Raw genomic sequence first — 14,828 nt, forward strand, 5'->3', positions numbered from 1 at the left:
GACCGCTATCGCAGGCAAGCCAGCTCCCACATTTTTATCGAGTTCATTCAGGGGATATCGATAAAAGAAAAGGCCTGGCTTTTCGTGGAGCCGGGCCTTTTCTGTGTTGCTCTTATTGGCATGGGGGCCGCTACGCAGCCCAACGGGAGCAAGCTCCCTCGCCACAACCGCGATCCGGTTCAGTTGCGTTCGAGCGCCAGGGCGACACCTTGGCCGCCGCCGATGCACAGCGTTGCCAAGCCTTTCTTGGCATCGCGCTTGATCATTTCGTGCAGCAGGGTCACCAGTACGCGGCAGCCTGAAGCACCGATCGGGTGGCCGATGGCGATGGCGCCGCCGTTGACGTTGACCTTCTGCGCGTCCCATTCCAGCTCTTTGCCCACCGCCAGGGATTGCGCGGCGAAGGCTTCGTTGGCTTCGATCAGGTCTAGATCAGCCAACTGCCAGCCGGCCTTGTCCAGGCAGCGGCGGGTGGCCGAGACCGGGCCGATGCCCATTATGGCCGGGTCGACGCCCGCGTTGGCGTAGCTGGCGATACGCGCCAGTACGGGCAGGCCGAGAGCCTTGGCTTTGTCGGCGCTCATCAGCAGCACGGCCGCAGCGCCGTCGTTCAGGCTGGAGGCGTTGCCGGCGGTGACGCTGCCGTCTTTCTTGAACGCAGGCTTGAGCTTGGCCAGGGATTCGGCGGTGGTGCCGGCGCGGGGTTGTTCGTCCACCGCGAAGGCCACCGGGTCGCCTTTGCGCTGGGGAATCAGGATTGGCGTGATCTCATCGGCAAAGCGCCCGGCTTCGATAGCGGCGGCGGCTTTTTGCTGGGAGGCGGCGGCAAAGGCGTCCTGGGCTTCGCGGCTGATGCCGTACTTGTCCACCAGGTTCTCGGCGGTGATGCCCATGTGGTAATCGTTGAACGCATCCCACAGGCCGTCGGTGATCATGCTGTCGATCATCTTCGCGTGGCCCATGCGCAACCCGGTGCGTGCGGCAGGTAATACGTACGGGGCCAGGCTCATGTTCTCCATGCCACCGGCAATGATCACCTCGGCGTCGCCGCAACGAATGGCCTGTGCGCCCAGGTGCAAAGCCTTGAGGCCCGAACCGCAGACCTTGTTCAGGGTCAGGCTCGGCACGGCGTGGGGCAGGCCGGCAATGATCGAAGCCTGGCGCGCCGGGTTCTGGCCGCTGCCTGCGGTGAGCACCTGGCCGAGGATCACTTCATCCACTTGCGCCGGGTCCAGGCCGGTCTGCTCCAGCAGGCGACGGATTACGGCGGCGCCCAGTTCCGGGGCCGGAATGTTCGCCAGCGAACCTTGGAAGCTGCCCACGGCGGTGCGGGTGGCAGCAACAATCACGACGTCTTGCATGGAATCTGTCCTCACTGGAAGTGCATTTCTGGAACGTGGTCCGGGACGATCAGTTTACCGGCGGTCTTGCTCACAATCTCTTCAACGCTGACGCCAGGTGCGCGTTCCTTGAGGACAAAAGCGCCATTTTCGATTTCCAGGTACGCCAGGTCCGTGAGCACACGCTTGATGCAGTTGGCACCGGTCAGCGGCAGGCTGCATTGGCTGAGCAACTTGGACTCACCGTCTTTGGATGCGTGAGTCATGATCACAATGATGTTTTCTGCGCCGGCCACCAGGTCCATGGCACCGCCCATGCCCTTGACCAGTTTGCCGGGGATCATCCACGAAGCGATGTTGCCCTGTACGTCCACTTCGAATGCGCCCAGTACGGTGAGGTCGACATGCCCACCGCGAATCATCGCGAACGACTCGGCGGAGGAGAAGATCGAGGCGCCGATGCGTGCGGTGACGGTCTGCTTGCCGGCGTTGATCATGTCGGCGTCGATGGTTTCTTCGGTCGGGAACGGGCCCATGCCAAGCAGGCCGTTTTCCGATTGCAGCATCACTTCCATGCCGTCGGGGATGTAGTTGGCCACCAGGGTCGGAATGCCGATACCGAGGTTGACGTAGTAACCGTCCTGCATCTCGCGGGCAACGCGTTGAGCCATTTGTTCGCGGGTAAGCGCCATGATTGTTTCCTCTTATTGTTCTGGACGGGGATTATTTGCGGACGGTGCGCTGTTCAATGCGCTTTTCGAAGGTGCCGCAGATGATCCGGTCGACGTAGATGCCAGGGGTGTGGATCTGCGCCGGGTCCAGCTCGCCTGGTTCGACGATTTCCTCGACTTCGACCACGGTGATCTTGCCGGCGGTGGCGGCCAGCGGGTTGAAGTTCTGGGCGGTATGACGGTAGATAACGTTACCGAAGTGGTCGGCTTTCCAGCCTTTGACGATGGCAAAGTCGCCGGTGATGGACTCTTCCATCAGATACGGGCGACCCTTGAATTCGCGGGTCTCCTTGCCTTCGGCAACGGGGGTGCCGACGCCGGTGGCGGTAAAGAAGGCCGGGATGCCTGCACCGCCTGCGCGCATTTTTTCTGCCAGGGTGCCTTGAGGGGTAAGCACCACCTCAATCTCGCCGCTGAGCAGTTGTTTCTCGAAGAGGGCGTTTTCACCCACGTAGGAAGCGATCACTTTGCTGATCTGCTTCTGTTCCAGCAGCACACCCAGGCCGAAGCCATCGACGCCACAGTTGTTGGAGACCACCGTCAGGTCGCGGGTACCTTTGCGCTTGATTTCGGCAATGAGGTTTTCCGGAATGCCACACAGGCCAAAACCACCGGAGAGCACGGTCATGCCGTCTTCCAGGCCTGCCAGCGCTTCTTCATAGGACGCCACGCGTTTATCGAAACCTGCCATATGCACCTCTTTTATTGTTTGTGGTCCAGCCAGTGAGTTGAGTGTTGCGCCAGCGGATTGATTTGTTAAGTTGTTTTTTAAGGTTGATTGATTTAGAAAACAGCATAGTCCAGTCGTCGTCCGGAGCTGCGTCATGACCGTTAAACAGATGCGTGCCTTTCTCGCTGTTGCTCAGAGTCTGAGTTTTGCCGCTGCCTGCGAGCGTTTGCACCTCTCCCAGTCGGCGTTGAGCTTGACCATCAAGGGCCTGGAAGAAGGCTTGGGCGGGCGCCTGTTCAGCCGTAATACCCGTAACGTCGCGCTGACCCCTGAAGGTGAGTCCCTGTTACCCCTGGCCCGCCGGTTGATTGCCGACTGGGACAACGCTGAGGACGAACTGCGCCAACGTTTTACCTTGCAACGGGGGCGTGTCACGGTGGCAGCGATGCCATCGTTTGCTGGCAACCTGCTGCCGCCCATCCTGAAGATATTCCGCGCCCGTTACCCTCAGGTGAACGTGACGGTGCATGACCTGATCAATGAGCAAGTGCTGGAGATGGTGCGCGACCGTCAAGTGGAGCTGGGGGTGGCCTTCGAGCCGTCTGAGGGCTCGTCATTGGCGTTCACGCCGTTGTACCTGGATCGCTTTGTCGCCGTGGTCCCAGGAGATTCAGCCTTGGCACAGCGTGCTGAAATCGACTGGAAAGCCTTGTTGGAGCAGCCGTTCATCACCCTGCAGCGGCCTTCCACTGTGCGGGTGATGCTGGAAGAACACCTCGGCGCCTTGCAGATGAAATTGCCCGTTGCCTTGGAAAGCCATCAACTGGCGACGGTGGGCAAGATGGTTGCCAGCGGTTTGGGGGTTAGTGCAGTGCCAGCGTTATGCGCCAGGCAGATGGAGGAGGCGGGAGCCCATTGCATTACCTTGACTGGCCCGGTGATCGAGCGGCCGATTGGGGTGCTGACCAAGCCGGGGCATGAACTGTCGGCGGCGGCGCAGGTGTTGTTTGATATCTTTCGGGATGAGGCGGGGAAGGGCAGGTTTCCAACTTTTTAAATCAGTAAATACACATGTGGGAGCTGGCAAGCCAACTCCCACATTGATTGAGTACTACTTAGTAGTAACGGTCGATCACTTTAACTTGCGAGCTGTCTTTGAAAGACGCCCAGGCATTGTTAAGTGTGTCGAACACTTGCTCGATAAAGTTGCGATCAGCGGCGGCCTTCTTGCCGACATAACCCTGGCCACGGCGGTACATCTTCAGGCGCGCCGCCAGCTCACGGTTGTTACGGTCAAACTCGGCTTCTTCGGTATGGGGCGCCAGGCAGTCAATTTGCACTTCGCCGGATTTGCCAATCCACAGGATATGGTCGTCGAGTGTGTCTTTCTGCGCTGCGAACATCTCAGCCAATTCATCGATAGTGGGTTGGTTGTTCAGATTCATGTGTAAGCCCCTTGACCAGTTGGCGATCTATCAGTTGATTCGTTAATACCAGTAAGTTGTCTCCGGTCACTAAAACCGGGCGTCAGCGACGGGCTGCCGAATACGGGCAGGGTCTTGAAGCTGATGCATGTAGTCTTGCTGATGGACTGCTACGCAATGCTCTGATCACGAAGACAAGCCGCGTTTGAGCGCCTTGTACCTGTCCCTTCCGGGGCCGGTCAGCTTCATCAATCTGCCTTGTGGGCAGTGCACATCCGGAAAAACAGCTCGGCGGTCAGACGAGCCTGTTCAAAACGCTTGTTACCAATGCTCTCGATCCGAGAGACGTCTAGATCATGCAAGGACAAAAAGGTTACGTCAACGGTTATGTAGTGATTATTTTTGCTCACTACATAAATTGCCGCGGGGACGGGGGAATGCGCGAAAACGTGACTTGGGCGTCATTTTCTGTGCGGTGGGTCGCAGGGTTTTGGTGGCGAGTTTACGCAGATCCCCTGTGGGAGCTGGCTTGCCTGCGATGGCGATGTGTCAGTGAGTACATGTTCGCCTGACACACTGCTATCGCAGGCAAGCCAGCTCCCACATGTTGATGCGTCGCTATCTCAATCTCTCGGACAGTAAGGGTAATAGCCGCTCGCACGAGGCCTGGATCTTCACCTGCAACAGCTCATCACCCCGAGTCTTGCCCAGGTTGATGGCGATCACCGGCTTACCCTGATCGACCATCGCCTTGCACAGGCGAAACGCCGAATAGGCCATCAGCGATGACCCCACCACCAACAGTCCTTCGGCATGCTCTACCGCCGTCATTGCCTTGAGCGCCGTCGCTGGTGCGACGTTCTCGCCAAAGAACACCACATCCGGTTTCAGCCGTTCGCCATTGCAATGTGGGCAGTGGGGTACCTGGAAGCGCTGTTCAAAGGCCGGATCGAGCAAGGTGTCGCCATCCGGCGCTTGCACCGCATGAACCTGTGCCATGTGCGGGTTATCGACCTCCATCTGCCGCTGGATCACGTCGCGCTCGCTACGCAATTGGCAATCCAGGCACAGCACCCGATGCAAGCTGCCATGCAGCTCGATCACACCCTGGCTGCCGGCCTGGTCATGCAGGGTGTCGACGTTCTGCGTAATCAGCCCGCTGATGTGGCCACGGTGCTGCAGCGTCGCGAGCGCCAGGTGGGCCTTGTTCGGCTGGGCAATGCGCACCCGTGGCCACCCCAGCATCGCCCGCGCCCAGTAGCGGCGCCGCGCCTCGGGAGTGGCGAGGAATTCCTGGTACATCATCGGTGGCTTGCCCCGGCGTACACCTTCCCCGTCCCGGTAATCCGGGATACCTGAAGATGTACTGATCCCTGCGCCGGTCAGCACCAGGAAACGCCGGCCGGTCATGGCCCGGTGCAGGGTGTCGAGATGATCTTCCTGATGGTCCAGCGTGTCGAGCATGGGTTCCCCCTATTCGCCGCGGATGTATTGTTCCAGTTGCTGGATCAAGGCCGCTTGTTCGGCAATTGCTTCCTTGACCAGGTCACCGATGGACAGCAGGCCCAGCAGTTTGCCGTCTTCGACCACCGGCAGGTGGCGCAGGTGACTGTCGGTCATGATGTTCATGCATGCCTCGACACTCTTGTGAGTATCCACCGTGATCACCGGCGAGCTCATCACCTCATGGACCTTGGTGGTGACCGATGAGAGGCCCTTGAGCATGATTTTGCGCGCGTAATCCCGTTCACTGATGATGCCGACCACCACGTCATCCTTGACCACTGGCAAGGCACCGACGTTTTTCTCGGACATCCGCACCAGCGCTTCAAACACGGTGTGGTCCCATTTGATCGTGTGGACGTCCTGGTTTTTCTGATCCTTGGCTTTCAGCAGTTGTGCAACGGTCTTCATGGCGGCCACTCCGGTGTTGTTGTTGGTAGTCCAGATCCCCTACAGAATCCTAGACCGAACTCGCCGGAGCAAGGGCCAATGCGGCGTTAAACCTGTCGAAAAACGTCATGTGCCGGTTTTTTTTGGTATCTATCCCGCATTTACCGGTTTTTTCCCGCGTTTGGGGCTGGCGCCGGCCTTGCGCGGGGCGGCCTTGCGCTTCTTTTTCCAGGGCGTTGCACCTCGTCCAGCCGGGCTGGCGGGGCCAGTGATAGTCATGCGCATGCCGTTACAGCGTGCCACCTGCTTGCTCATCCACGCCGCTTGCTTGGCGACGAATTCCTCCAGGCTCATTTCGCCGCTTTGCACCATGTCCAGTGCCTGTTCCCAGATGGCGGTGGTGCCGGGGTCGGCGATGGCGCGGGGCACTGCGTCAATCAGGCTGAACGCGGCCGGGGTTGCCGACAGGGCCTTGCCGTTTTTCACCAGATAACCGCGGTCCAGCAAGCCCTGGATGATCCCGGCGCGGGTGGCCTCGGTGCCGATGCCAGTGGTGTCCTTGAGTTTTTGCTTAAGCAACGGGTCCTCCACCAGCTTGGCGACGTTTTTCATGGCCTTGATCAGGTCGCCTTCAGTAAAGGGCTTGGGCGGCTGGGTCCATAGGTCCTTGAGGTTGACCTTGGCCACGGCGTAGTCGTGGCCCTGCACCAGCGTCGGCAACGCTTGGGGCGCAGGCGCTTCGCGACCTTTGGCGGGTGCCAGCGCTTCGGGCAAGGCGCGTTTCCAGCCCGGCTCGATGATGACTTTGCCCACCGCGCGCAACGCGTGGCCGACACAGTCCAAATCGGCCTGGGTGCGGTCGTATTCATGGTTGGGCAGGAACTGCGCCAGGTAGCGCGCACGAATCAGCGTATAGACCGCACGGTGCTTGCCGGTCAGTTGGCTGACCTCCTTACCGGCTCCGGTGGGGATGATGCCGTGGTGGGCGCTGACTTTCGCGTCGTTCCAGGCCCGCGAACGGCGCCGAGGGTCGATGTGCGACATCAGCTCGTTGACCGCCGTGTCCCTACGGCCCAGCGCCGCAAGAATCTTCGGCGCTTCACTGTGCTGGCTCAACGGCAGGTAGCCGCAATCGCTGCGCGGGTAGGTGATGGCCTTGTGGGTTTCGTACAGGGATTGAGCGATGTCCAGGGTTTCCTGGGCGCCCAGGCCGAGCTTCTTCGAACAGATCTCCTGCAAGGTGCCGAGGTCGAAGGGCAGGGGCGCCACTTCGCGCATGCGCTCGGTACGCAGTTTCACCAGTCGCGCCGTGGCGGCGTTGAGCATGGCGTCGGCGGCGTCCCGCGCCAGTTGCGGGTTGAGGCAACGGCCCTGGTCGTCACAGGCATCGTCAGGGGCGCGCCATTGGGCGGTGAAGGTCATGTGCTTGTGACGCAGGTCGACATCAATGGCCCAATAGGCCACCGGCACGAAGTCGGCAATGCTGCGATCACGGTCCACCACCAGGCGCAGGGTCGGGGTTTGCACGCGGCCTACCGGCAGCACGCCCTGGTAACCGGATTGGCGCCCCAGCAGGGTAAACAGGCGACTCATGTTCATGCCGATCAGCCAGTCGGCACGCGAGCGCCCCAGGGCCGAATGATACAGGCTGAAGGTTTCTGCACCGGGTTTGAGCGCCGCCAGGGCCTTGCGAATGGAGGCGTCGTCGAGCGCCGACAACCACAGCCGCTGGATCGGCCCGCGGTAGCGGCAGTGTTCTACCAGTTCACGGGCGATCATCTCGCCTTCACGGTCGGCGTCGGTGGCGATCACCAGTTCCTGGGCTTCGCCCAGCAAGCGCTTGACGGCCTTGTATTGGCTGGCGGTCTTGGGCTTGACCAGCATCTTCCATTTTTCCGGGACGATCGGCAGGTCGGCCAGCACCCAGCGTTTGTATTTGGCGTCGTAGGCGTCGGGCGGGGCGGTTTCCAGCAGGTGGCCGATGCACCAGGTGACCGTGACTCCATTACCCAGCCAGCACCCATCGCCACGGCGGCTGGCGCCAAGCACAGCCGCGATATCCTTGGCCTGGGAGGGTTTTTCACAGAGGTACAGCCGCATGGTCATCACATCAGATCGGGTTGATGCCTTGCAGGATGCTTATTTGAAGGGGTTTGAGCAACCATTATCTGTATGGATGTACAGCAATTTGTGTGGGTGCCATACGTCGCTGTAGGAGCGAGCTTGCTCGCGAAGGTCGTTAACGATGCCGCGGGGCGCCTGGTGCCCCGCGTTGCTCTCAGGTTCTTCGCGAGCGAGCTCCTACAAGGAAGAGGTATCAGTTTTTTTCGATATCCACATGCCGGGTTTCCTTGAGGCAGAACAACCCGACGATCAGGCTCACGCCCGTCACCACCACCGGGTACCACAACCCATAGAAGATATCGCCGGTGTACACCACCAGGGCAAACGACACAGTGGGCAGGAACCCGCCAAACCAGCCGTTACCGATGTGGTAGGGCAGGGACATCGAGGTGTAGCGGATGCGCGTCGGAAACAGCTCCACCATCAACGCCGCCAAGGGCCCGTAGCACATGGCGGCGATGAAGATCAGCACCACGATCAGCACCACCACCATCAGCTTGTTGACCTGGGCCGCATCTGCCGATGACGGGTAACCGGCCAGGGCCACGGCGCCACGCAGGGCCGCTTCATCAAAACCGTCGATACGCACATCGCCGACGCTCACTTGCACCGGGCTGCCCGCAGGGGCGGCGGCGCTGCTGTAGGGCAGTCCCTGTTTGACCAGGAAGGTCTTGACCTTGTCGCAGGGGCTGTCAAAACGTGCCTTGCCCACCGGGTCGAACTGGAAGGTGCAGGTGGCCGGGTCGGCCAGTACGGTGATCGGCGCCTGTTGGCTGGCCTGGTCCATTGCGGGATTGGTGTAGTGCGCCAGGCCCTTGAAGATCGGGAAGTACAGCGCGGTCGCCAACAGCAGGCCGAGCATCAGCACCGGCTTGCGCCCGACCTTGTCCGATAGCCAGCCAAACAGGATAAAGAACGGTGCGCCGATCACCACGCTGATGATCAACAGCATATTGGCCAGGGCTGGGTCCATGCGCAGGAACTGGGTGAGGAAGAACAGCACATAAAACTGCGCTGCGTAGAAGGTCACCGCCTGCCCGCCGTTGATGCTGAACAGCGCGATCAGCACCACCTTGAGGTTTTCCCACTTGCCGAAGGACTCGCGAATCGGCGCCTTGCAGGCCTTGCCTTCCTCTTTCATCTTCAAGAAGGCGGGCGATTCGTGCAGGCTCATGCGGATCCAGGTCGAGATGCCCAGCAGCACGATGGAAAACAGGAACGGAATGCGCCAGCCCCAGACCTCGAACTGATCGCCGGTGAAGTAACGGCAGGCCAGCACCACCAGCAGCGACAGCAGCAGGCCGAGGGTGGCGGTGGACTGAATCCAGCTGGTGTGCAGGCCGCGCTTGCCCGGTGGCGCATGCTCGGCCACGTAGGTAGCGGCGCCGCCGTACTCACCGCCCAGCGCCAGGCCCTGCAGCATGCGCAGCACAATGAGGATGATCGGTGCGGCAATGCCGATGCTGGCGTAGGTCGGCAGCAACCCGACGCAGAAGGTTGCCACGCCCATCAGGATGATGGTCACGAGGAAGGTGTACTTGCGCCCGATCATATCGCCCAGCCGGCCGAACACCAGCGCTCCGAATGGCCGCACCACAAAGCCTGCGGCGAAAGCCATCAAGGCAAAGATAAACGCCGTGGTGTCGTTGACCCCGGCGAAGAACTGCTTGCTGATCACCGCCGCCAGGGCGCCGTAGAGGAAAAAGTCATACCACTCGAACACCGTCCCCAAAGAGGAGGCGAAGATGACCTTTCTTGATTCGTTGGCGGTACTTGCACTGGCCGCCGAGCCCAGGGGTTGAGCATGTTCTGACATCGGGTGTCCCTCACAGTGATTATTTATTGTTTTTCCACTGTCGGCGCCAACCTCGGCGCCGGTGTTTTTCAACTTCATATAGCGTTAATGATTACGCGGGGTGCCCTGTGGTGCGCGGTGCTGGTGGGCTTTTCGTGAGCAAGCTCGCTCCTGCAGTGTTGGGTGACAGAATCAGCTGTGCGGCCTTCTCCGCGATCATCAGCGTGGGTGAGCAGGTATTGCCGGAGGTGATGCGCGGCATGATCGACGCATCGGCAATGCGCAGGCCGGGAATGCCGTGTACGCGCAGTTGGCTGTCGACCACGGCGTCTTTGTCATCGCCCATGCGGCAGGTGCCCACCGGATGGAAAATCGTGGTGCCGATCCGTGCAGCGGCCTCGTGCAGTTGTTCTTCAGTTTGCAGGGCTTCGCCGGGCAGGTATTCCACCGGTTTGAACTGGCTCAGGGCCGGAGCGGCGACGATGCGCCGGGTCAGGCGAATAGCGTCGGCGGCCACGCGCAAGTCTTCGGGGTGGCTGAGGTAATTAGGTTGTATCAGCGGCGCATCCGCCGGGTTGGTCGAGCGGATATCCACCCGGCCGCGACTTTGCGGGCGCAGGTCGCAGACCGACGCGGTAAATGCCGGGAAGCCGTGCAACGGTTCGCCAAAGCGTTCCAGGGACAGTGGCTGCACATGGTATTGCAGGTTGGCCGAGGTCTGCTCCGGGCCGGAGCGGGCAAACGCGCCAAGCTGGCTGGGCGCCATCGACAGCGGGCCGCTGCGGTCGTACAGGTAGCGCAGGCCCATGCCCATCTTGCCCCACAAGGTACCGGCGATCTGGTTCAGGGTGCGGGCATTCTCCAGCTTGTAGATCAGGCGCAGTTGCAGGTGATCTTGCAGGTTGCCACCAACCCCTGGCAGCTCGTGCACCACGTTGATACCCAGCGGCTTGAGCACATGGGAAGGGCCGATCCCTGAGCGTTGCAGAATCCCCGGTGAACCCACGGAGCCGGCGCACAGCACAATCTCCTTGCGCGCCTTCCAGCTCATCGACTGGCCGTGTTGACGCCCCAGTACCTGGCAAGCACGCCCGTTCTCCAGTAGCACACGCTCAACCTCTACCTCAGTCAGCACGGTGAGGTTAGGGCGCTGGCGGATCGGCTTGAGAAACGCCTTGGCCGCATTCCAGCGCACACCGGCTTTCTGGTTGACCTGGAAATAGCCACAGCCCTCGTTGTCGCCCTGGTTGAAGTCATTGATATTGGCGATGCCGCTTTGAGCCGCCGCCTCACGAAACGCATCGAGGATCGGCCACGACAGGCGCTGTTGCTCGACGCGCCACTCGCCGCCCTCGCTGTGGAATTCAGAGCCGCCGGCAAAATGGTTTTCGCTCTGTTTGAACAGCGGCAGTACGTCTTTCCAAGCCCAGCCCGCGTTGCCCGCCGCCGCCCAGCCATCGTAGTCCTGGGCCTGGCCGCGCATGTAGATCATGCCGTTGATGGACGAGCAGCCGCCCAGCACTTTGCCCCGAGGGTAACTCAAGGCGCGTCCCTGCAGGCCGGCTTGGGGTTGGGTCTTGAAGCACCAATCGGTGCGTGGGTTGCCGATGCAGAACAGGTAGCCGACGGGGATATGGATCCAGGGGTAGTTGTCGCGGCCACCGGCTTCCAGCAGCAGGACACGGTGAGCCGGGTTGGCGGACAGACGATTGGCCAGCAGGCATCCGGCAGGGCCGGCGCCGACGACGATGTAATCGTATTCAGCAGTTGCATTGGGCATCTGGGGTCTCGCTTGTTTTTCTTATTGGGCCCATCCTAGTTGTTAGTTTTCGTCTTAAAAATGTTAGTTTTTACCCACCCGCTGTGCGTTTTTAAACAACGCCGGCTGGCCCAGGCTCTGGAGGCGATATGTTCGACTGGAATGACCTGCGGTTTTTTCTCGAGTTGCAGCGCAGTGGCCGCCTGCTCACCGCCGCCCAACGCCTGAAAACCACGCATGCCACCGTGGCGCGGCACATCGACGCCATCGAGAAAAGCCTCGGCACGGCGCTGTTTGTGCAGCACGCCCAGGGCTATGAACTGACGCCCGCCGGCGAAGCGCTGCTCAAGCATGCCGAGGCTATGGAAAATGTGGCACTGCTGGCTGAAGATGAACTCACCCATTCTGCTGCGCCCCTGGGCAAGATCCGCCTCGGCGTAGCCGAAGGCCTGGGCGTGATGTTTCTGGCCGCACGCATGGGCGGGCTATTTGAACGCTACCCAGGGTTGGAGGTGGAGCTGGTCGCGGTGCCGCGCTTTGTCAGCATCCTCAACCGCGAGGCGGAGATCAGCATTCACTTGGAACGCCCCAGCGCCGACCAACTGGTGACGCGCAAACTCACCGATTATCGCCTGGCGCTGTACGCCAGCCGTGCCTATCTGGCGCGTAACCCGCCCATCGAAAAACGTGAAGACCTCGCTGCCCATGCCTGGATCGATTATGTCGACGACTTGCTGTTCAGCCAGGAACTGAAGTTCCTCAACAGCTTCTGCCGTAGCCCCAAGGTGGTGTTCCACAGCACCAGCGTGATCGCCCAGCACCAGGCGGCGCGTTCGGGGTTGGGCATTGCGGTGTTGCCGTGTTTCATGGCAGCTGGCGATGAGGCGTTGGTGCCGTTGTTGCCGGCAGAGGGCATTCAGCGCAGCTATTGGATCAGCTCGCGCCGGGAGCTGCACAAGTCGGTGCGGTTGCGGGTGTTGTGGGATTATGTAGTGGGGTTGTGCGCGCGGGAGCAGGGCTTGTTGCTCGGTGAATCCCGCTGACGCACACGGATTAAACGGTGGGAGCTGGCTTGCCTGCGATGGCGGCGTGTCAGCTTGCACATGAGTGGCTGATACACCGCCATCGCAGGCAAGCCAGCTCCCACATTTGGATCGGGGTGTGTCAGGGGCAGTCTAGAACTTTACTACCTGATGCACCTGCTCGGCACAGGCCCGAGCCTCTTCAATCATCTTTCCGAACGCATCGCTGGTGACTTCGGCATGGGTCAGCCAGCGCTTTTTCTGGCTCAGGCGATAGTGGTAGCGCAGCGAGCCGTCCTCGAGTTTGCCGTCCAGGTCGAGGTCGTACCAGGGCGAGCGCACCTTGCAGCCGGGGATGGCTTTTTCCATCTTCCCGCCAGCCAGGGTGTAGGTGTAGTCGTAGGTCTCTGGGTTGCCCAGGTAGAGGTCAGCCTGTTGCCCCTGGCGGCGATAGTTGATGTAGCCCTCCCAGCGGTCTTTCAAGGACGGGTCGGTGTAGACATAGTCATTGGCCAGTTTTTCCAGGGCGCGCTGATCGTTCATGCGGGCGGTGACGCTGTAGCCGTCATGTACCACAAAGCGGGTGGGTTCGCGGGTGATCTGGCAGTCGCTGATGTCATTGCCGAAGTTGGCGCAGATGTTCTGGTCGGTGGCGGTGGTGCCTTGCTGGCGGTCAGCGACGCTCAGTTGCATCAACGGCAAGCGGCTGAAGGTAATAGTCGCCTTGACCGCGCCATCTCCCTCTTTGCCGTACTGCACCTGTTTGTCCAGGCGTATCGAGACTTCGGGGCGCTCCAGTGGGATGTGTTCTTCACGCACCTGGCCCTGCGCATCGTTGACCAATACCCACCGGTCCTGAATGTCGGGCATGGTTTGGCCAGGGGCGAAGACCGGGTTGGTCGGGTCAAGCCACCACACCTGTCCATTCACTTCGGCACGCACGATGGCATGGTTCGGCGCCTGGGTGCCGGGGATCAGCAAGGCATCGACCACGTCGCCACGGCTGACCCACGCGGTCTCAGCCTTGATGCCGCTGGCCTTGAGCATGGCCGTCAGCAGGGTCGCCAGGTCCTTGCAATCGCCGTAGCCGTGCTGCTCGATTTCCGCCAGGCTGAACGGCACATAGCCGCGCTCGGTCGCCCGCCAGTCACCCAGGTAGCGGTAGTGATCATTGATGTGCTGCATCAGCGCGGCCACTTGCTCAGCCGGCGCCAGGCTGCGTGCGGCGGCCACCGCGGTGGCGGCTTGCGCCGGCAGGGTGGCGCCGAGGATCTGGTTGTAACGCTGGGCGAAATCACCGAAGTACGCCTGGCGGTCCACGGCGCTGCCCACTTCAAGGCGTGGGACGCGCAGCAGTGCGGCGGCGGAGGATTCATTGATGTAGTTGAGGTAGGTCGGGGCTTTTTGCACCACGTCCAGGGTCTTGCCGTTGCTCGAAGGCGTTACCTTGAAACCGTCGAACAATTCACTTCGCCACTGGATCGGCCGTTCGGCGGTAAAGCGCGCCTTGAAGCGATCGCGGCGGGCTGAGCTGGGCCCGAATTTGAGCACATAGTGGAACTGAGTCATCAGCGGTTTGGCCGGGTAATGCTGGCGTACCGTGTAGCGGATCTGCGTGCCCACGCGCAGGTTGGGGAAGGCCAGGGAGGTTTGCTTGTCGCGGCTGAAGCCTTGGTCCGGGTTGGGTGCGTTGCGGGTATCGATTTGCGTGGCAGCCAGGGCGACCGGCTTGGCGCCAGGCTGAGTGGACTGTGCACTGACCACTTCAAAGGTGTCGGCTTCGGAGTAGTCGAAGTCGATGCGCGAGAGCATTTCGCGGCCGTTGGCCTTGAGAATTGTGTAGTGGTAGGTGGTGGTGCAGTCAGTGCTGGCGTCGCGGTTGAAGTGGCAGTGCAGCTCGGTGTCACTGGCCAGCGGGGCTTCGGCTATGGGTTGCAGGGCCGCGCTGACGGAATGGGAAACCAGCCCCAGACTGATGACAATCAAAGGGCGGTGAAACGGAAAACGGTACATGGGCGCCTCGGGTGACACATTGAAACAGCTACCCGGCGGGTAGCGAGAAGGCGCCGG

The 14,828-nt window shown here is 61.0% G+C and carries 12 protein-coding genes; 2 read left to right on the forward strand and 10 right to left on the reverse strand.

Annotated features, from left to right (window positions below):
* Positions 1-179: 179 nt before the first annotated feature.
* Genes RHM69_RS01345 through RHM69_RS01355 form a run of 3 tightly spaced genes read right to left on the reverse strand, consistent with a single transcriptional unit; the run spans position 180 to position 2,762 of the window.
* Positions 180-1,361 carry an acetyl-CoA C-acetyltransferase gene (locus RHM69_RS01345; protein ID WP_200599392.1) on the reverse strand — a complete coding sequence of 394 codons (1,182 nt, stop codon included), beginning with the start codon at positions 1,359-1,361 and terminating at the stop codon, positions 180-182.
* A gap of 11 nt (positions 1,362-1,372) precedes the next feature.
* Positions 1,373-2,032, reverse strand: coding sequence for a CoA transferase subunit B (locus tag RHM69_RS01350; protein ID WP_005786928.1), 660 nt, complete (start codon positions 2,030-2,032; stop codon positions 1,373-1,375).
* A 31-nt stretch (positions 2,033-2,063) separates the two neighbouring features.
* On the reverse strand, positions 2,064-2,762 hold the full coding sequence (locus tag RHM69_RS01355) for a CoA transferase subunit A (RefSeq protein ID WP_003190329.1): 699 nt from the start codon (positions 2,760-2,762) through the stop codon (positions 2,064-2,066).
* A 133-nt stretch (positions 2,763-2,895) separates the two neighbouring features.
* Here RHM69_RS01355 and RHM69_RS01360 point away from each other — a divergent pair, with 133 nt between their 5' ends.
* Positions 2,896-3,798 carry a LysR family transcriptional regulator gene (locus RHM69_RS01360; RefSeq protein WP_200599394.1) on the forward strand — a complete coding sequence of 301 codons (903 nt, stop codon included), beginning with the start codon at positions 2,896-2,898 and terminating at the stop codon, positions 3,796-3,798.
* Positions 3,799-3,856: 58 nt separating this feature from the next.
* Here the strand turns inward: RHM69_RS01360 and RHM69_RS01365 are convergent, their stop codons facing one another.
* The 6 genes from RHM69_RS01365 to RHM69_RS01390 all read right to left on the reverse strand — a co-directional run bounded on the left by RHM69_RS01365 (position 3,857) and on the right by RHM69_RS01390 (position 11,757).
* A complete protein-coding gene (locus RHM69_RS01365; protein ID WP_003190335.1) occupies positions 3,857-4,186 on the reverse strand; it encodes a hypothetical protein in 330 nt (109 codons plus the stop codon).
* Positions 4,187-4,783: 597 nt separating this feature from the next.
* A complete protein-coding gene (locus RHM69_RS01370) occupies positions 4,784-5,629 on the reverse strand; it encodes an NAD-dependent protein deacetylase (protein ID WP_200599396.1) in 846 nt (281 codons plus the stop codon).
* Positions 5,630-5,638: 9 nt separating this feature from the next.
* Positions 5,639-6,079: a CBS domain-containing protein gene (locus tag RHM69_RS01375; protein WP_014717973.1), complete on the reverse strand. Its 441-nt coding sequence runs from the start codon at positions 6,077-6,079 to the stop codon at positions 5,639-5,641.
* A gap of 129 nt (positions 6,080-6,208) precedes the next feature.
* A complete protein-coding gene (locus RHM69_RS01380) occupies positions 6,209-8,158 on the reverse strand; it encodes a DNA topoisomerase III (RefSeq protein WP_200599398.1) in 1,950 nt (649 codons plus the stop codon).
* A gap of 217 nt (positions 8,159-8,375) precedes the next feature.
* Positions 8,376-9,998 carry an MFS transporter gene (locus tag RHM69_RS01385; protein WP_060767509.1) on the reverse strand — a complete coding sequence of 541 codons (1,623 nt, stop codon included), beginning with the start codon at positions 9,996-9,998 and terminating at the stop codon, positions 8,376-8,378.
* A gap of 91 nt (positions 9,999-10,089) precedes the next feature.
* Positions 10,090-11,757: a GMC family oxidoreductase gene (locus tag RHM69_RS01390; protein WP_122301695.1), complete on the reverse strand. Its 1,668-nt coding sequence runs from the start codon at positions 11,755-11,757 to the stop codon at positions 10,090-10,092.
* A 128-nt stretch (positions 11,758-11,885) separates the two neighbouring features.
* Here RHM69_RS01390 and RHM69_RS01395 point away from each other — a divergent pair, with 128 nt between their 5' ends.
* Positions 11,886-12,779 carry a LysR family transcriptional regulator gene (locus RHM69_RS01395; RefSeq protein WP_014717977.1) on the forward strand — a complete coding sequence of 298 codons (894 nt, stop codon included), beginning with the start codon at positions 11,886-11,888 and terminating at the stop codon, positions 12,777-12,779.
* Positions 12,780-12,911: 132 nt separating this feature from the next.
* Here the strand turns inward: RHM69_RS01395 and RHM69_RS01400 are convergent, their stop codons facing one another.
* The gene (locus tag RHM69_RS01400) at positions 12,912-14,771 is read right to left on the reverse strand and encodes a DUF3857 domain-containing transglutaminase family protein (RefSeq protein ID WP_322255464.1); all 1,860 of its coding nucleotides are present in this window, start codon (positions 14,769-14,771) and stop codon (positions 12,912-12,914) included.
* Positions 14,772-14,828: the final 57 nt, after the last annotated feature.

It is taken from the genome of Pseudomonas sp. CCI1.1, from assembly GCF_034348165.1.
In the GTDB taxonomy this organism is placed as follows: Bacteria; Pseudomonadota; Gammaproteobacteria; order Pseudomonadales; family Pseudomonadaceae; genus Aquipseudomonas; species Aquipseudomonas paracarnis.